Origin of the sequence: Streptococcus parasanguinis (assembly GCF_015557775.1) — a bacterium.
In the GTDB taxonomy this organism is placed as follows: Bacteria; Bacillota; Bacilli; order Lactobacillales; family Streptococcaceae; genus Streptococcus; species Streptococcus parasanguinis_AA.
This window is the reverse complement of the sequence record NZ_JADNOY010000001.1, coordinates 517495-535204: the sequence shown is the minus strand read 5'-3', so window position 1 is coordinate 535204 and position 17710 is coordinate 517495. Positions and strand designations below refer to the sequence as shown.

The 17710-nt window shown below is 43.0% G+C and carries 15 protein-coding genes and 3 tRNA genes; 2 read left to right on the top strand and 16 right to left on the bottom strand.

What is annotated here, in order from left to right; translation table 11 throughout:
• Window positions 1–10: 10 nt before the first annotated feature.
• Complete coding sequence (gyrA, locus tag I2F76_RS02880; protein ID WP_195487192.1) at window positions 11–2467, bottom strand: DNA gyrase subunit A; 2457 nt, start codon at window positions 2465–2467, stop codon at window positions 11–13.
• A 202-nt stretch (window positions 2468–2669) separates the two neighbouring features.
• Here gyrA and I2F76_RS02875 point away from each other — a divergent pair, with 202 nt between their 5' ends.
• On the top strand, window positions 2670–3656 hold the full coding sequence (locus I2F76_RS02875; RefSeq protein WP_195487191.1) for an L-lactate dehydrogenase: 987 nt from the start codon (window positions 2670–2672) through the stop codon (window positions 3654–3656).
• A gap of 44 nt (window positions 3657–3700) precedes the next feature.
• On the opposite strand, the gene I2F76_RS02870 is transcribed toward I2F76_RS02875, so the two are convergent.
• From I2F76_RS02870 to parE, 10 genes are all read right to left on the bottom strand, one after another.
• On the bottom strand, window positions 3701–4117 hold the full coding sequence (locus I2F76_RS02870; RefSeq protein WP_045759394.1) for an NUDIX hydrolase: 417 nt from the start codon (window positions 4115–4117) through the stop codon (window positions 3701–3703).
• Between the two features lie 56 nt (window positions 4118–4173).
• Window positions 4174–4245 (bottom strand) — tRNA-Arg (locus I2F76_RS02865).
• A gap of 76 nt (window positions 4246–4321) precedes the next feature.
• Window positions 4322–5521 (bottom strand): 30S ribosomal protein S1, encoded by a 1200-nt coding sequence (gene rpsA, locus I2F76_RS02860; RefSeq protein WP_003011990.1) that lies wholly within the window; start codon window positions 5519–5521, stop codon window positions 4322–4324.
• A gap of 168 nt (window positions 5522–5689) precedes the next feature.
• Window positions 5690–5761: transfer RNA gene (locus tag I2F76_RS02855), tRNA-Gln, on the bottom strand.
• 9 nt (window positions 5762–5770) lie between these two features.
• Window positions 5771–5851 (bottom strand) — tRNA-Tyr (locus tag I2F76_RS02850).
• A gap of 52 nt (window positions 5852–5903) precedes the next feature.
• A complete protein-coding gene (locus I2F76_RS02845) occupies window positions 5904–6134 on the bottom strand; it encodes a DUF2969 domain-containing protein (protein ID WP_195487190.1) in 231 nt (76 codons plus the stop codon).
• A gap of 234 nt (window positions 6135–6368) precedes the next feature.
• Window positions 6369–7391, bottom strand: coding sequence for a branched-chain amino acid aminotransferase (locus tag I2F76_RS02840; protein WP_195487189.1), 1023 nt, complete (start codon window positions 7389–7391; stop codon window positions 6369–6371).
• A gap of 175 nt (window positions 7392–7566) precedes the next feature.
• Window positions 7567–10020, bottom strand: coding sequence for a DNA topoisomerase IV subunit A (parC, locus tag I2F76_RS02835; RefSeq protein ID WP_195487188.1), 2454 nt, complete (start codon window positions 10018–10020; stop codon window positions 7567–7569).
• A 173-nt stretch (window positions 10021–10193) separates the two neighbouring features.
• Entirely contained in the window at window positions 10194–11012 is an 819-nt protein-coding gene (locus tag I2F76_RS02830) for an aminoglycoside 6-adenylyltransferase (protein WP_195487187.1), read from the bottom strand.
• 55 nt (window positions 11013–11067) lie between these two features.
• Window positions 11068–13017 carry a DNA topoisomerase IV subunit B gene (parE, locus tag I2F76_RS02825; protein ID WP_031576991.1) on the bottom strand — a complete coding sequence of 650 codons (1950 nt, stop codon included), beginning with the start codon at window positions 13015–13017 and terminating at the stop codon, window positions 11068–11070.
• Between the two features lie 187 nt (window positions 13018–13204).
• Between parE and plsY the strand changes: the two genes are divergently transcribed.
• Window positions 13205–13849, top strand: coding sequence for a glycerol-3-phosphate 1-O-acyltransferase PlsY (plsY, locus tag I2F76_RS02820; RefSeq protein ID WP_031576989.1), 645 nt, complete (start codon window positions 13205–13207; stop codon window positions 13847–13849).
• A 58-nt stretch (window positions 13850–13907) separates the two neighbouring features.
• On the opposite strand, the gene I2F76_RS02815 is transcribed toward plsY, so the two are convergent.
• The 5 genes from I2F76_RS02815 to leuC all read right to left on the bottom strand — a co-directional run bounded on the left by I2F76_RS02815 (window position 13908) and on the right by leuC (window position 17707).
• Entirely contained in the window at window positions 13908–14318 is a 411-nt protein-coding gene (locus tag I2F76_RS02815; RefSeq protein WP_070661433.1) for a hypothetical protein, read from the bottom strand.
• A gap of 56 nt (window positions 14319–14374) precedes the next feature.
• The gene (locus I2F76_RS02810) at window positions 14375–14740 is read right to left on the bottom strand and encodes a hypothetical protein (protein WP_195487186.1); all 366 of its coding nucleotides are present in this window, start codon (window positions 14738–14740) and stop codon (window positions 14375–14377) included.
• Window positions 14741–14838: 98 nt separating this feature from the next.
• The gene (locus I2F76_RS02805) at window positions 14839–15624 is read right to left on the bottom strand and encodes an L-threonylcarbamoyladenylate synthase (protein WP_049490685.1); all 786 of its coding nucleotides are present in this window, start codon (window positions 15622–15624) and stop codon (window positions 14839–14841) included.
• Between the two features lie 98 nt (window positions 15625–15722).
• Window positions 15723–16313: a 3-isopropylmalate dehydratase small subunit gene (gene leuD / locus I2F76_RS02800; protein ID WP_003007140.1), complete on the bottom strand. Its 591-nt coding sequence runs from the start codon at window positions 16311–16313 to the stop codon at window positions 15723–15725.
• An 11-nt stretch (window positions 16314–16324) separates the two neighbouring features.
• Window positions 16325–17707, bottom strand: coding sequence for a 3-isopropylmalate dehydratase large subunit (gene leuC, locus I2F76_RS02795; protein WP_070450138.1), 1383 nt, complete (start codon window positions 17705–17707; stop codon window positions 16325–16327).
• Window positions 17708–17710 lie beyond the last annotated feature (3 nt).

Here is a 17710-nt window from a genome sequence, read left to right as displayed (position 1 = left end):
GTCCCCTTATCTATTCGTTTTCTTCCACTACTTCTTCATCTTTTTCATCAGCTTGTACAGTTGTAAAGGTCATAATTTTCGCATCCTGATCCAGTCTCATGACTTTCACACCCTGAGTCGAACGACCCGTTTGAGAAATGTTAGCCACACCTGTCCGGATCATAACTCCGGTATCGGTAATGATCATCAGATCTTCATCCCCTTTAACGGTTAAAAGACCAGCTAACGGACCATTTTTCTCTGTAATATTGGCTGTTTTGATTCCTTTACCACCACGGCCCTTGGTTGGGTATTCGCCAGCCATTGTCCGCTTACCATACCCTTTTTCAGTAATGACCAATACTTCGTCCTGGTCGGTGATAACACTTGCCCCAACAACCTTGTCTCCATCACGGAGATTCACACCACGTACACCTGTAGCAGAACGTCCCATATTCCGAACTACTGCCTCATTAAAGCGGACTGAATATCCATATTTGGTACCAATAATGACATCAGTATTGCCATCTGTAAGGAAGACATTGATCAATTCATCCTCATCACGTAGGTTCAGAGCTTTCAGACCGTTCTGACGGATATTTGAAAATTCTGCTACGTTAGTGCGCTTAACTACACCTTGTCGCGTCGTAAAGAAGAGATAAGCCTCATCACTGCGATCTTGCTCCACATTGATAATGGTTTGAATCGATTCACCTTCGTCCAATTTTAGGAGGTTAACAATCGGCAATCCTTTAGCTGTCCGGCCATATTCGGGAATCTCATAGCCTTTTAGACGGTAAACACGCCCCTTATTGGTAAAGAAGAGCAGATGATCATGAGTGCTCGTAGAGACCAGTTCTCGGACAAAATCATCATCTTTCACACCAGTTCCTTGAACCCCACGTCCACCACGTTTTTGTGCAGTAAATTCAGCTTGGTCCAAGCGTTTGATGTATCCTTTATTAGAAAGGGTGATTAAGACATCTGTTTCTTCAATCAAGTCCTCATCTTCAAGAGAAAGAACTTCCCCTACCATCAACTCAGTTCGACGAGCATCGCCAAACTTGCGTTTGACTTCTTCCAATTCTTCCTTGATGATGGTCGCCACACGTTCTGGTTTCGCCAAAATATCAGTCAAATCAGCAATCAAGGCAACCAAAACATCATATTCACTTTGGATCTTGTCTCGTTCCAAACCGGTCAAACGACGAAGACGCATGTCCAAAATGGCTTGGCTTTGACGTTCAGAGAGCTTGAATTTAGCCATCAATTCAGCTTGTGCTTCAGCATCTGTCTGGCTATTGCGGATGATCCGGATCACTTCATCGATGTGATCCAAAGCAATGAGCAAACCTTCTAAAATATGGGCACGTGCTTCCGCTTTTTCTTTATCAAAGATAGTCCGGCGAGTCACCACTTCTTTCTGGTGCTCAATATAAGCCCCTAAAATTTGTCGAAGAGAAAGAATCTTTGGAACACCATTTTGGATCGCCAACATATTGAATCCAAAATTGGTTTGCATTTGTGTCATCTTAAAGAGGTTGTTCAAAATAACGTTGGCCGAAGCATCTCGGCGGACCTCAATCACAAAACGAACCCCTTCACGGTTTGATTCATCACGTACAGCTGTAATCCCTTCGATCCGTTTTTCTTGCACCAAGCGAACGATGTGCTCGTGAACCTTGGTTTTATTGACCATATAAGGGAACTCAGTGACAACAATCCGTTCACGGCCACTCTTGGTCACTTCAATCTCTGTACGAGAACGAAGAACGATCGAGCCTTTCCCTGTTTCATAGGCTTTGTGGATACCTGATTTCCCCATGACCAAAGCACCTGTCGGGAAATCTGGACCAGGAAGAACTTCCATAAGTTCACGGGTCGTCACCTCAGGATTATCCATCATCAGCTTCACTGCGTCAATGGTTTCTCCCAGATTGTGAGGAGGAATATTTGTAGCCATCCCAACAGCAATCCCAGTAGCACCATTGACGAGAAGATTAGGAAAACGTGCAGGTAAGACCAATGGTTCGCGCTCGCTGGCATCATAGTTATCAGTGAAATCAACTGTATTTTTGTTGATATCCCGCAACATTTCAAGAGCGATCTTACTCATACGGGCTTCGGTATACCGTTGTGCAGCGGCACCATCACCGTCCATGGAACCAAAGTTTCCATGACCGTCCACTAACATGTAGCGATAACTCCACCATTGCGCCATACGAACCATGGCTTCATAAATCGAGGAATCACCGTGTGGGTGGTATTTACCCATAACATCCCCTGTGATACGGGCTGACTTCTTATGTGGTTTATCTGGCGTAACACCCAATTCATTCATACCATACAAAATACGACGGTGAACGGGTTTTAAACCATCCCGAACATCAGGTAGGGCACGAGCAACGATAACACTCATGGCATAATCGATAAAACTCGTCTTCATTTCTGATGTTAAATTCACATCAATTAGATTCTTATCCTGCATTCAAAAAATGCCTCTCTTTACTTAATTCACCATACTATTATAACACATTTTAGCCTATTTTTCTTCTTAGGAACACAAACGTAAAAACGTTTACATCAAGGATTCATACTGTATCAGATGACAAAGACTTTCAAAAGTGGTAGAATGAAGACGTATGAGAATCTATCTCAAAAAAAAAAAAATGAAGGAGACGTTTAGACTCATGACTTTGACTAAACAACACAAAAAAGTTATCCTTGTCGGTGACGGTGCTGTAGGTTCATCTTACGCTTTTGCACTTGTTAACCAAGGAATTGCACAAGAGCTTGGAATTATCGAAATCCCTCAATTGCACGAAAAAGCTGTCGGAGATGCGCTTGACCTTAGCCACGCCCTTGCCTTCACTTCACCTAAGAAGATCTATGCGGCTGAGTACGCTGACTGTGCAGACGCTGATCTTGTTGTAATTACTGCAGGTGCTCCTCAAAAACCAGGTGAAACTCGTCTTGATCTTGTTGGTAAAAACCTTGCCATTAACAAATCAATCGTAACACAAGTTATTGAATCAGGATTTAACGGTATCTTCCTTGTAGCTGCTAACCCAGTTGACGTTTTGACATACTCTACATGGAAATTCTCAGGATTCCCTAAAGAACGCGTTATCGGTTCTGGTACTTCTCTTGACTCAGCTCGTTTCCGTCAAGCACTTGCTGAAAAATTGGACGTTGATGCTCGTTCAGTGCACGCCTACATCATGGGTGAACATGGAGACTCAGAATTCGCTGTATGGTCACACGCTAACATCGCTGGTGTAAACCTTGAAGAATTCCTTAAAGACACTCAAAACGTTCAAGAAACTGAATTGATCGAATTGTTCGAAGGTGTTCGTGATGCTGCTTACACCATCATCAACAAAAAAGGTGCTACATACTACGGTATCGCTGTTGCCCTTGCTCGTATCACTAAAGCAATCCTTGATGATGAAAATGCAGTACTTCCACTTTCTGTATTCCAAGAAGGTCAATATGGTGTTAGCAACGTCTTTATCGGTCAACCTGCCATCGTAGGTGCACACGGTATTGTACGTCCAGTGAACATCCCATTGAACGATGCAGAACAACAAAAAATGAAAGCTTCTGCTGATGAATTGCAAGCAATCATTGATGAGGCATGGAAAAACCCTGAATTCCAAGAAGCTTCTAAAAACTAAGAAAAAAACATCTCCTTATTAAAAGGGGATGTTTTTTAGCTGCTTTATTTGGATTTGTCAGCAAGGATTTCAAGCAAATAAGGCACAACGAGATTGCTCTCTATGTCTTTCAAAGAAGAAATCCATTTAAAGTCTGTATGCTCTTCTGGATCTAATATAAAATCACGCTCTTCCAAAATCTCGCCAGCATAAACTAGGCGTGTAAAGACAGTATCTTTGCTGGCATCAAATTGACTATCTTCGTGGATAATCTTATTAATCCGAAGCTTTTGATTAACCTCCTCAATAGCCTCACGTAGAGCAGCCTCTCTGGGCAATTCATTCTCTTCTACACTTCCACCTGGAATATCCCAATAAGATGGATAGACATTAGGGAGACCTCGCTTTATTTTCGAGCGTTTGATAAGCAGATACTTCCCGTCTTTCTCAATCAAGGTATGGGCGATTAATTTTACTGTCATTGCATGTTCCTCCAAGAAAGAGCAAAAAAGACTCCGAGGAGCCTCGTTATGAATCATCCACCCTGAGGGAATCGAACCCCCATCTCAAGAACCGGAATCTTACGTGATATCCATTACACTAAGGGTGGCAACTGTTATAGTATATCAAATTCTCGAGAATTTTACAAGTAAAAAAAGCTTACCGAGAGGTAAGCTTTTTGAATATTACAATTCGATATCGCCAAACAAGTCAGCCATTGAGAATCCAGTTTGAGTTTCTGGAAGATCAAAGTCGCGTTTTTCTTGTTTTGGACGACGTGGGCGAGATTGACGTTTTTCTTGTTTTTCGCCTTCTTCTTGAGCTGGACGTTCTTCAAGAGCTTTGATAGAAAGTGATACACGTTCATCTGCAGCATTTACTTCAAGAACCTTAACAGTTACTTCTTGTCCAACTTTAAGAACATCTTTTGGATTTTCAACACGTTTGTGTGAAATTTGTGAGATGTGTACAAGTCCATCGATACCTGGCAATACTTCAACGAATGCACCGAAGTCAGTCAAACGTTTAACAGTTCCTTCAATGACATCACCAGCAGCCAATTTTTGTTCAACGCCATCCCAAGGTCCAGGTGTTGTAGCTTTCAATGAAAGTGATACACGACCTTCTTCTTCGTTCAAGTCAAGAACTTTCACTTGGATTTCTTCACCAACAGTTACAACTGATTTAGGTGATACGTTGCGTTCGTGTGACAATTCTGTCAAGTGAACCAATCCATCAACACCACCAAGGTCGATGAAAGCACCGAAGCTTGTGATGCGTGCTACTTTACCAGTTACAACATCACCAACATTCAATTTACCAAATACTTCTGCGCGTGCTGCAGCTGATTCAGCTTCAACAACTTCACGACGTGAAAGGATAAAGCGGTTTTCTTTTGGATCTACTTCTTTGATTTTAGCATCAAATTCTTGACCTACGAAACGTTCAGTGTTACGTACAAAACGAGTATCAAGCATTGAAGCTGGAATAAATCCACGAAGTCCTTCAAATTCTACTGAAAGTCCGCCCTTAACAGCGCGAGTTCCTTTAACAGTAACAACTTCTTCTTCACGTCCGACCAATTTGTCCCATGCTTTGCGAGCTTCCAAACGTTTTTTAGATACAAGGTAAGTTACTGTATCAGTATCTTTACCAACTACTTGACGAAGAACAAGCAATTCAAGTGTTTCACCTGGTTTTACCAAGTCGTTGATGTCAGCATCACGATCGTTTGTCAATTCGCGAAGAGTCAAGACACCTTCGACACCAGTTCCAGAGATTGCAACGTTAGCTTGGTTTGCGTCAACTGTCAATACTTCGGCAGTAACAACATCACCTGGTTCAACTTGGCTAACACTGTTTAGCAAATCTTCAAATTCATTCATCTAAAAAATCCTCCAACAATCAAGTTTTCTAAAACTTGACATACTTATAATTATTTTTCCTAAGCAAGCACTCGCAATGAGATCAACTATAATCTTTAACGACTCATCCTATAAAGAAATAAAATACCTAGATAGATATTTTATCACTTATCTGATATTACCTAAGAACTGGGGTAGCTGGATTCGAACCAACGCATGAGGGAGTCAAAGTCCCTTGCCTTACCGCTTGGCTATACCCCATGAATGAAATGGAGAGAGAGGGATTCGAACCCCCGAACCCGAAGGAGCGGATTTACAGTCCGCCGCGTTTAGCCTCTTCGCTATCTCTCCATATAAATCAACAGGATCTATTATACCATTGATTTACTATGATTGCAAGCCCTTATTTGTTCAAATTATAATTTTCTATTAAAATTTCAACGGCTTTTTCAAGTTTTTTGTAAAGAGAATCCACATTTCCATTTTTGATAATGGCAAATTGACCAGCCATGTCTGCAATTTCACCAATGGTTTTCTTACCAATGGACAAAGTGAACCCATCAAAGATGTCTTTTCCGACGGTTACTTTACTATCAACGATTTGAATCTCAATTTTCTTATCTTTCTTACTCATTTCAACCCTCTTTTCACTTTTACTATTTTACAAAAATTCTCTTGATGACGCAAGAGAAAAGGGAGTGGGCAGAAAGAATTTAGTTAGAAATTCCTTCTTTCTCCCACCCCCGAAAAGGTCATTCGGCACTCTTTTGAGCCTAAAAGCGAATGAAGAGAAACTTTAGCTACTACGTCCTTCGTTAAGACTCGTTCTCATTGAAGCCTGGACACTTTTATCTCAGATGCTTTCGGTTTAATCGACTTTGACAATCCATCCTTCTGGCGCTTCGACATCGCCAAATTGAATACCGGTCAACTCGTCATAAAGCTTCCGTGTGACAGGACCTACTTCTGTTTCAGAATAGAAGACATGGAAGTCATCCCCGTGTTGAACGCCTCCGATTGGAGAGATGACAGCTGCGGTACCACAAGCTCCTGCTTCTACAAAACGATCCAAGTCATTGATAAAGACATCCCCTTCAATTGGTGTCATACCAAGACGGTGTTCTGCCAAGTAAAGCAAAGAATACTTGGTGATAGATGGCAAGATAGAAGGACTCAATGGCGTCACAAATTCGTTATTAGCAGTAATACCAAAGAAGTTTGCAGAACCAACTTCTTCAATCTTGGTGTGAGTCGCTGGATCGAGGTAAATCACGTCAGAGAAGTTACGATCATGCGCAATCTTACCTGGCAACATACTAGCTGCGTAGTTCCCTCCAACTTTTGCAGCCCCTGTACCATGTGGTGCAGCACGGTCATACTCATATTGAATCAAGAAGTTCGTTGGGACCAAACCACCTTTAAAATAGTTACCGACAGGCATGGCAAAGATGGTAAAGATATACTCATCTGCTGGATGCACACCAATAATATCACCAACCCCAATCAAAAGTGGACGAAGGTAAAGGGTAGCTCCTGTACCATATGGTGGAACATACTCTTCATTGGCTTTTACCACTGCCTTACAAGCATCTACAAACATGTCAACAGGTACTTGAGGCATCAGCAACCGATCTGCTGTGCGTTGCAAACGTTTGGCATTTTGATCTGGACGGAACAATTGGATACTTCCATCTTTTGTACGGTAGGCTTTCAACCCTTCAAAGGCTTGCTGACCGTAATGCAAACTGGGAGAAGATTCGGACAAATGCAAGGTCGCATCTTCTGTCAATTCTCCTTTTTCCCAAGCTCCATTGCGATAATGTGCCAAATAGCGATAGGGTAATTTCATATATGAAAAGCCAAGGTTTTCCCAATCAAGTGATACTGTCATGATAGTGCTCCTTTTAATTCTTTCTATTCCTAGTCGATCTGATGCAGGTCGATTCAGTTTCTCAATCTATGTACACTATTGTACACCATTTCATGAGAATTTCAAGCGAAATTTTCAATTTTCAGAAAATTTATTTTTAAAGAAAGTCAGTCCTAAAACGGACCGACGCTTTCTTTTATTTGATGGCAGCTGAAAAAACTTCTTGATCCGAAATGGTATCGTTAACAAAGGATCCATTGCTTGTTCTTTCAGAAATGCTTAATTGTGTCAAATCAACTTCTGTCACCTGCCCAGTTGTGGAAGTGATCTGAAGGATTTGATCTTGCTCTGCCACTTCTTCTTGGCTCGTAAAGAGATCAAAATCTCCCTGGTCAGTGAAGACTGGACCTGCCTTGAAGACGCGATGTGGTTTATTTTTCAACTCACGCAAGACCTGTAGTCCCCGTTTAGCCCGACTGGTCACAGGAATATCGTCTTGTAACATCCGTTTGAGACTGCCTCGTTGAGTCAGAATGTACATGCTTGGAGTTGTCGACTTAAAGGCGGCAGCAACTTGATCTCCGTCTTTCAGGTTAATGGCTTTGACCCCTGCTGCTTTGGCTCCTACGACAGGGACCTCCTCAATATTGAAGCGCAACCCGTACCCATTTTTAGTAATGATCATGATGTCTTCAAGGACAACTGGCGCAACTGCTACGATACGGTCGTCTTGATCTTTTAGCTTAGCATACTTAGTCGATTTAGAACGATAAGTCCGCCATGGGCTCAATTCCTTGCGTTCAAAGCGCTTGATTTGTCCTTGTTGAGTTGCTGCAAAGTAGGTTACTCCCTCAAACTGATCCACAATCTCCGCAAAGAGAATTTCTTCCTCTTGCTCGAAATTGGTCAAGGTCTGACTGAGGTGCTCTCCGATATCCTTCCACTTGGTATCTGTCAATTCGTGAATTGGTCGATAAATGGCATTCCCCAAGTTGGTAAAGAGTAAGAGGTGCTGAGTGGTCTTAGCAGGCTCTACAAAAATCAACTCATCATCGTCTCGCTTACCGACTTCTTCCAGTGTTGAGGCATTGAACGAACGAGGCGAGGTTCGTTTGATATATCCAGCACGGGTTACGCTGACGAAGGTTTCCTCTTCAACAATGAGACTGGCTGTATCAATCTCAATCGTCTTAGCAGTGTCTTGCAATTCACTGCGACGCTGATTCCCAAAGAGCTTCTTGACTTCACGCAACTCCTTCTTCATAAGGTTAAACATAGTCCGTTCATCCCCAATGATGGCTGCCAAGGTCGCGATTTGCTCCTTGAGACTAGCATGCTCTTCTTCCAAGGTGACAATATCCGTATTGGTCAAGCGGTACAATTGCAAGGTAACGATAGCTTCAGCTTGTTCTTCCGTGAAATCGTAGCTGACCTTGAGGTTTTCCTTAGCATCTGCCTTATTATCAGAAGCTCGGATCAAGGCAATGACTTCATCAAGGATAGAAATGACGCGGATCAAGCCCTCTACGATATGGAGGCGTCGTTCTGCCTTTTCCTTATCAAAGCGCGAGCGAGCGACAATGATATCCCGACGGTGTGCAATGTAGCTAGAGAGAATCGGTACAATCCCCACCTGACGTGGTGTGTAGTTGTCAATTGCCACCATATTGAAGTTGTAGTTGACCTGCAAATCCGTATACTTGAACAAGTAGTTCAAGATCAAATCTGCATTGGCATCTTTCTTCAACTCAATCGCAATGCGAAGACCATCTCGGTCAGACTCATCCCGAACTTCTGCGATACCAGCCACCTTGTTGTTAACACGGACATCGTCGATCTTCTTGACCAAAACAGCCTTGTTAATCTCATAAGGGATTTCGGTGACAACGATTTGCTGCTTACCGCCTTTGAGCTGCTCGATCTCTGTTTTAGAGCGGACAACCACCCGGCCCTTACCAGTTTCATAGGCTTTCTTGATCTCATCCCGTCCCTGGATAATGGCACCAGTTGGGAAATCAGGTCCAGGTAAAAACTCCATGAGTTTGTCTACCTTGGCAGATGGATGGTCGATCATGTAGACCACGGCATCAATGACTTCAGCAAGGTTATGTGGTGGAATATCAGTCGCGTAACCAGCCGAAATCCCTGTTGCCCCATTGACCAAGAGATTTGGAAAAGCGGCAGGCAAAACCGTTGGCTCTTTTTCTGTATCGTCAAAGTTCCAGGCAAATGGCACTGTATTCTTTTCGATATCTTGCAAAAGATAACCAGCAATTTCAGATAAACGCGCCTCGGTATAACGCATGGCTGCCGGTGGATCACCGTCCATGGAACCATTGTTTCCGTGCATTTCGACTAGAATCTCACGGTTCTTCCAGTCTTGAGACATACGAACCATGGCATCATAGATAGAACTGTCCCCGTGAGGGTGGAAATTCCCCATGATATTACCGACAGACTTGGCAGACTTGCGGTAGCCCTTGTCATGGGTATTACCATCCTTATTCATCGAATAAAGAATCCGCCGTTGAACTGGTTTCAAGCCATCCCGAATATCAGGAAGAGCCCGTTCTTGAATAATGTATTTGGAGTAGCGACCAAAGCGCTCCCCCATGATGTCCTCCAAGGACATATTTTGAATATTACTCATATAGGGTACAACGCCCGTAAAATACAAAGTGAAAATTAGAAATTTATCTTTTTCACACAGCTCTGAGGGCGTGTTCAACTCCTTTCAAAGAATGTTGAGTAGTCTTTTACGAAAAAGGAATTAGGTTACACCAAGTAACCAAACGTTCCTTTCTGTTGTTTAAAATAGGTTCATTAATGATTAGAAAGTTTCTCTTTAGCATAAGCTATCATCTTCTCAGCCACTTCCTTATCGTAAGTAAACCCCATCTTTTGGGTCAGAATTTGAGCTTCTCTATGAAAGAAATTCATGGTAGCAAATAAGGATTGACTGTTCTTCTCTATACTAGATAGATCTAGCAAAGCTGAGAACTCCTTCTCTTGCTCATCTGATAGATACTGGAAGAGGTACTTGTAGTTCTTTCCGATATCAACTGCTCCCCTATCGCTTGTCACCTGCCAAGCTAAGACCTTAAGAAGTTCTTGCTGACAAATGCCATAGAGGTGGTCGGTCGCATAGATGAGCTGATTTCTTCGAATGGCCTTTACGACATAAGCCGATACCCACCAAAATTCATTGCAGGATGCTCCAAATTCCTCTTCAGTAGGCGGAGCGGTCCAATAGCGGTTCGGACTAGAAATGTAAGAGTCAAACAAACCTTTGTCATCTTTTATAACTTCAAAATTTGCTTCGCTGTCCACCCACTCTTGGATATACTCCTTGGGACAGAGGGTCAAATCGATACGGTTGCCGTCTTCAAAGAGCATGAGATACAGACGACGATGTCCCAGTCGGTTGTGCTGTTCGATGAGTCGATTTCCGTACTGATCCAACCAGGATAAATCTGAAATCAGGTCTTCTAGATCATCAACGATATAGACCACATCATAATCTTGAAACTCGTCTTTGGGTGCCCGAGGATTGGCTCGCGAACCGGATAAGGCCACTGCTTCCACTTGTAAGGACTCAGCTATCTGCAAAATCAGATTCATCATTTCTGTATCAGTTCTCATGTCGATTCCTTACCATTTCTACATCCCAGCTTATTTACTTTATACTAGAAAGTGATTAAAATACCGTATTTTCTTCCAAGGTAAACTTAACATTATCTTCAATCCATTGACGACGTGGTGCAGCCTTATCTCCCATGAGGACGGAAACGCGGCGTTCTGCACGGGCTAGATCATCAATGGTGACACGGATCAAGGTACGAGTTTCTGGATTCATGGTCGTTTCCCAAAGCTGATCCGCATTCATTTCCCCCAACCCTTTGTATCGTTGGAGGGTTGCCCCACGGCCAAAGGTCCGACGCAACTCTTCTAATTCGCTATCTGTCCAAGCATAGGCTACTTCTTCTTTCTTGCCTTTGCCTTTCGACATCTTATAAAGAGGAGGAAGTGCAATGTAGACATGCCCTGCTTCTACCAAAGGGCGCATATAACGATAGAAGAAGGTTAAGAGGAGGGTTTGAATGTGGGCACCATCCGTATCCGCATCGGTCATGATAATGATCTTATCATAGTTGGCGTCTTCCACAGAGAAATCTGCCCCAACTCCAGCACCGATGGTGTAGATCATGGTGTTGATTTCCTCGTTCTTGAGGATATCACTCATATTGGCCTTCTCAGTATTAAGAACCTTCCCACGAAGTGGAAGAATCGCTTGGAACTTCCGATCCCGTCCTTGTTTGGCAGAACCGCCGGCTGAGTCTCCTTCGACTAGATAAAGTTCGTTTTTCTTAGGATTTTTAGACTGGGCTGGTGTCAATTTACCAGACAAAAGTCCCTTGTCCTTTTTGCTCTTCTTGCCATTTCGACTCTCATCCCGCGCCTTCCGAGCGGCTTCACGCGCATCCCGGGCTTTAATAGCCTTACGAATGAGATTAGAAGCCAATTCTCCATTTTCCATGAGGAAGAAGGTCAATTTATCAGAAACAATGCTATCGACGACTGGACGAGCCAAGGGACTTCCTAATTTGTCTTTGGTTTGTCCTTCAAACTGCAAATGGGCCTCTGGAACCAGGATCGAGAGAACAGCAGATAAACCTTCACGGTAGTCTGATCCTTCCAGATTCTTGTCTTTTTCTTTGAGGAGTCCTATCTTTCTTGCATAGTCGTTCATAGCCTTGGTAATGGCTGTCTTCAGACCTGTCTCGTGGGTTCCCCCATCTTTGGTGCGGACATTATTAACGAAGGACAAGATATTATCTGAGTAACCATCATTGTATTGCATGGCCACTTCTACCTGAAAACCATCTGATTCGCCACTAAAGTAGAGAACAGGTGTCAAAGTTTCCTTGTCTTCGTTCAAGTACTCTACGAAATCTTGGACACCATTTTCATAGTGAAAGGCCACATGGTTGTCTTCTTCCTTGCGGAGGTCGGTCAACGTCATCGTCACATCCTTCAGCAAGAAGGCTGATTCTTTGATTCGCTCAGCAATGGTATTGAATTTGAAATCTGTCGTTGAAAAGATGGTTGGATCTGGCATGAAGGTGACCTTGGTCCCTGTCTTAGACTTGGGAGCAGAGCCAATCTTCTCGAGTGTAGTAACTGGTTTTCCACCATCTTCAAAACGTTGCTTGTAGACAGCTCCATCACGGGTAATTTCTACCTCTAGCCAGCTAGAAAGGGCATTGACGACAGAAGATCCCACTCCGTGAAGACCTCCAGATGTCTTATAGCCTCCTTGACCAAACTTCCCTCCGGCGTGGAGAACCGTAAAGATCACCTCAACGGTTGGTTTACCCATAGCATGCATCCCGGTCGGCATTCCACGTCCCTGGTCTTCTACCGATAGCGAACCATCTTTATTAATCGTTACATCGATTTGTGAGCCAAAGCCAGACAAGGCTTCATCGACCGCATTATCCACGATCTCCCAGACCATGTGATGCAAGCCATTTCCGTCGGTCGATCCGATATACATCCCTGGACGTTTACGGACTGCATCCAACCCTTCTAGTACCTGAATGGCATCGTCATTATAATTATTAATATTGATTTCCTTTTTTGCCACAAGGAACCTCCTGTTTGTTCATCTTTTCTATATTACAGTTTTTTAGGAAATTTTGCAAAATTTTTTCTCTTTATATGGAGATTTCTATATCTCAGTAAAAAAAGCTGGCTGGACACTTTCTTCAGATGTCACACTTGAACTCCAAAAATTGCTTTTTCTATTGATGCCTTTTTGATATAATGAAAGTATGATAAAAGAAATAAGTGTTTTAATTTTAGCCTATCTGTTAGGCTCCATTCCTTCGGGATTATGGATTGGGAAAATCTTTTTCCATATTAATTTACGGGAACATGGCTCGGGCAATACTGGAACGACCAATACCTTTCGGATTTTAGGGAAGAAAGCTGGAATCATTGTCTTTGCGATTGATTTCTTGAAAGGAACTTTGGCCGTTCTCCTTCCGACTTTCTTTGGAATTCAGGGGATCTCGCCGATGGTCTTTGGTCTCTTAGCCGTTTTGGGACACACTTTCCCAATTTTTGCTGGATTCAAGGGTGGAAAGGCAGTGGCGACGAGTGCTGGTGTCTTACTTGGTTTCTCGCCTATCTTGCTACTCATTTTAGCTGTTTATTTTGTAGCCAGCCTGTATTTAACCAGTATGATTTCGTTTTCGAGTGTTACCGTTGCACTACTCGCCATTCTTTCGGTCCTCCTTCTTCCTTTGACTGGATGGATCTTGCACAGCTATGATCCACTTTTTACAATCATTGTCTTGGCACTAGCGACCTTGATCATTCTTCGTCACAAGGACAATATCCAACGGATCAAAGAGAAAAAAGAAAATCTCATCCCTTGGGGAAAGAATATCACCCATCAACAACCAAAAAACTAGAGCGCATACTCTAGTTTTTTTTGATTTGGCTACAGTTTTATTTTTGAACAGATTCTCATTATAAGGCGTCAACCAGGTCCATCAGTATTTCCATAGGTGTTTTTTTCCTACGACCATTAACCGTTTCGATCATGTGATAAACTTTTAAACGATTGTCATTGCTAAATACAAACTCAAAGCGGAATTCGCGTCCGTTGGGTGCCACTGTATCAAATTTCGTTTTATATTTATCATGAACGGGGCTAACTGGAAACTTATTGAAGAGCAAGCGTCGTTTCTCCCCTGCTTCTTTCAAACAGTTTTCTAGCTCCTGACAATAGTTATAAAACAGCTGATAGAGGTCTTCTTCTGAAATTCTTCTTCTCCTAACTAATGATGTAAAATCCGAAAAATTTCTGCGCGGGATTTCAATGCTAAATGAGAATCCCTCTTGGTTGATTCTTTCTAAAAATGCATCTCTTGAAATCATAGAACTACTCTTTCTTTTATCAATTTGTAGTGAACCCTTATTGTTTCTATACATCGTCAATCCATAATGTAATCAAGCAGATCCATCAAGGTAAGTTTCTTACGACCATTGACTGTCTCAAATAGATTATAAACTCTTAGTTGTTGATTCTTTTTGAATACAAACTCAAAGCGAAACTCGCGACCATTGCATGCAGCGACATAAAATCCTGTCTGAAACTTCCTCTTATCCGCTATGGCTTGCATTCTCCGGTCTTCTACCTCTCTACAAAGTGAAAGAAAGATCTGATAGAGTTGCTCCTCAGAGAGCCTTTTTCTCCAAACTAATGACTTGAAGTTATTGTACCGCCACCATGGGATTTGGATGTTGAAGGAAAAACCTTCCTGATTGGCTTTATCGATAAATGCTTTTCTGGAGACCATACTAACTCCTCTTCTAATGGAACATCGTTTGACTCTATTATACCATCTTTTATCCTTTCACAAAAAAGCATTCCAAACGGAATGCTGTTTTCTATTTCTTAATAGTATTCCCCTTGGCGGTAGTTCCAAGAGTTGAAATGATCAGATAAGTGCATCATGATCTTATCGATATCCAATCCTTTACGGATCACAACTGGACAAGTATTGACAGAACGGCTACCTGTCCCTTGTTCTGGGATGAGTTTTCCTTCGGCATCAACCATAGAGACCATCACACCTTGTTCATAGCGAGTTTCAATGGTCTTGTCTGGTTGGATAGAAGCTACATAATCATCGGCTTCAATGACCAAGTCCACGGCACCTTCGATGCGCTCACCGATTCCTTCGACCTTCCCGCGGTTTCCTTTACCGGAAGGGTTGGCTGAAGAAGCGTAAACCATCTTGCCTTCTTTTTCCCACATTTCTTTGGCGATTTGCTCACCAGCTTTACCAAATTTGATGACAAAGCATGAAGTTCCACGAACGTCTGTCATGAGTTCTTCACGTCCATCTCCGAAAGCTTGCAATTTTGCATAGGCATCTTCACGCCAAGGAAGGATACAACCAAGCAAGATATCTTCATCCCAATGTTTTTGGTAGAAGGCTTCGATTTCAGGATTCAATTGCGCAAGGGCACGAAGTTCATCCATGCTTCCGCAAAGAACCACACCTGGTTTGTTGCGGTTGCGTTCTTTGGCTTCGAATTTCCGTTCCAAGCCAGCCTTGTCACTGGTCATGATGATGTAGCCAACTTTGGTAGGGCAGACGATACAACCCCCCTCTCCTTTAAGAATATCAAATCCTTCTTGTGAAAGTTGTCCGTCCCATTGAATGTGTTTTGTCATAAGTCTCTTTCCTTTTCTATTCTTTTTAGTATTGTATCAAAATATAGTCTCAAATTCAATATATTTTCAGAAAATTCGTAATTCGATATACAATTTTATCATTGCCAGTAAGCTGGCCGGTTCTTCTCATAAGCTGCAATCAAGTCTTCGTACTGAAGCGTAATCCCGATATCATCCAAGCCATTGAGCAATTTGTGCTTCCAATCTTGATCGATCTCAAAGCGAAACTCTCCTACAGGCGAGATGATCTTCTGCTCTTCCAAATCCACCGTCACTGGATCTGTCGGCTTCAAACTTGCCAATTGTTGACGAACCTCAAGTGGTTGGACAATCGGCAGCATGCCATTATTAAGCTCATTATTGTAATGGATATCTCCAAAAGATCCAGCGATAACGACTTTAAAGCCATAATCAGCTAAAGCCCAGGCTGCGTGCTCCCGAGAGGAACCGGCCCCAAAATTGTCACCAGTGATCAAAATGGTCGCCTTGCGGTATTCTGGCTTGTTAAAGATAAAATCTGGATCCTCAGTATATTGGTCATCCAAATAGCGCCAAGCATACATGAGGTATTTCCCAAAACCTTTTTTATCAATCAGCTTTAAGAATTGCTTGGGGAGGATTTGGTCAGTATCAATATTATCGTTCATCAAGGGAACCGTAGTTCCCGTATAAATGGTAAATTTCTCCATGCTTCCTCCTTTTACTCGACTTCCGGCATTTGGCGCACGTCGACAAAGCGACCAGCTATTGCTGCTGCAGCGGCCATTGCTGGGCTACAGAGATGGGTCTTGGCTCCAAATCCTTGACGATCTTCAAAGTTCCGGTTGCTAGTAGAAGCACAGTGGACCCCATCTGGAACCTTGTCTGGGTTCATTCCTAGACACATGGAGCATCCTGGATCACGCCATTCAAAGCCCGCATCCATGAAGATCTTGTCTAAGCCTAATTTTTCGGCAGCTTGCTTAACCGGACGAGAGCCAGGTACCACAATAGCAGTTAAGTTTGGCGCAATTTTTTTGCCTTTCACAAACTTGGCTGCCAACTCCAAATCGCTGAGACGCGCATTGGTACAAGAACCGATAAAGATATAGCCTAATTCAATGTCTGCTGGTTTTTGACCAGGTTCTAGATCCATATAATGATAAGCCCGTTCATCATTCATGTCGCGAATCTCTGGAAAAGGAGTCTCGAAGTCCACTCCCATAGAAGGGTTGGTTCCCCAAGTCACCATCGGAGCAAGATCAGATACATCCATACGGATGACCTTATCATAAACGGCGTCGTCATCACTTACCAGAGTCTTCCAATCAGCTACTGCAGCCTCAAAATCATCTGGCACACATTCGCGTCCCCGGAGGTAGTCAAAAGTCGTCTCATCTGGATTCATGATCCCCATTTTGGATCCGAACTCGATTGACATGTTACAGATGGTCATGCGTTCTTCCATGGTCAAGCGATCAATTGCTTCTCCCCGATACTCTACGACATAGCCAACTCCACAAGCAACACCGTAGCGCGCTATCAAAGCTAGGATGTAATCCTTTGAATAGATCCCTTTTTGTGGGGTTCCGGTGAATTCAACCAACATTTTCTTTGGTTTGACTTGCCAGATGGTTTGGGTAGCAAAGACATGCTCCACTTCACTGGTTCCAATCCCAAAGGCAATGGCACCAAAAGCTCCGTGGGTTGCGGTATGGCTGTCTCCACAGACAATAAATTTTCCAGGCTGGGTCCGACCGGTTTCAGGGCCCACCATATGAACGATTCCTTGCTTAGCAGAACCATGGGCTGCATGATCAATCCCAAAGTCCACCACATTCTCAGCTAATTTATCAATCTGGGCTTTTGAAATCACATCTCGAATATCAAAAATATTGACCGTTGGAACATTGTGATCAAAGGTTCCAAAGGTTAAATCAGGTCGTCGGACCTTGCGTCCTGCGTCCCGTAATCCTTGAAAGGCTTGCGGACTCGTCACTTCGTGAATGTAGTGTTGGTCCACATACATGAGTTGGGGTTGTCCTTCCACTCCTGTAATCACGTGGCGGGCCCAAAGTTTATCAAAGATAGATTTTCCACTCATCGT

Excerpts from the sequence above, each read along its gene's own strand:
- gyrA (WP_195487192.1), bottom strand. The coding sequence starts at position 2,467 with ATGCAGGATAAGAATCTAATTGATGTGAATTTAACATCAGAAATGAAG.
- I2F76_RS02875 (WP_195487191.1), top strand. The coding sequence starts at position 2,670 with ATGACTTTGACTAAACAACACAAAAAAGTTATCCTTGTCGGTGACGGT.
- I2F76_RS02870 (WP_045759394.1), bottom strand. The coding sequence starts at position 4,117 with ATGACAGTAAAATTAATCGCCCATACCTTGATTGAGAAAGACGGGAAG.
- rpsA (WP_003011990.1), bottom strand. The coding sequence starts at position 5,521 with ATGAATGAATTTGAAGATTTGCTAAACAGTGTTAGCCAAGTTGAACCA.
- I2F76_RS02845 (WP_195487190.1), bottom strand. The coding sequence starts at position 6,134 with ATGAGTAAGAAAGATAAGAAAATTGAGATTCAAATCGTTGATAGTAAA.
- I2F76_RS02840 (WP_195487189.1), bottom strand. The coding sequence starts at position 7,391 with ATGACAGTATCACTTGATTGGGAAAACCTTGGCTTTTCATATATGAAA.
- parC (WP_195487188.1), bottom strand. The coding sequence starts at position 10,020 with ATGAGTAATATTCAAAATATGTCCTTGGAGGACATCATGGGGGAGCGC.
- I2F76_RS02830 (WP_195487187.1), bottom strand. The coding sequence starts at position 11,012 with ATGAGAACTGATACAGAAATGATGAATCTGATTTTGCAGATAGCTGAG.
- plsY (WP_031576989.1), top strand. The coding sequence starts at position 13,205 with ATGATAAAAGAAATAAGTGTTTTAATTTTAGCCTATCTGTTAGGCTCC.
- I2F76_RS02815 (WP_070661433.1), bottom strand. The coding sequence starts at position 14,318 with ATGATTTCAAGAGATGCATTTTTAGAAAGAATCAACCAAGAGGGATTC.
- I2F76_RS02810 (WP_195487186.1), bottom strand. The coding sequence starts at position 14,740 with ATGGTCTCCAGAAAAGCATTTATCGATAAAGCCAATCAGGAAGGTTTT.
- I2F76_RS02805 (WP_049490685.1), bottom strand. The coding sequence starts at position 15,624 with ATGACAAAACACATTCAATGGGACGGACAACTTTCACAAGAAGGATTT.
- leuD (WP_003007140.1), bottom strand. The coding sequence starts at position 16,313 with ATGGAGAAATTTACCATTTATACGGGAACTACGGTTCCCTTGATGAAC.
- leuC (WP_070450138.1), bottom strand. The coding sequence starts at position 17,707 with ATGAGTGGAAAATCTATCTTTGATAAACTTTGGGCCCGCCACGTGATT.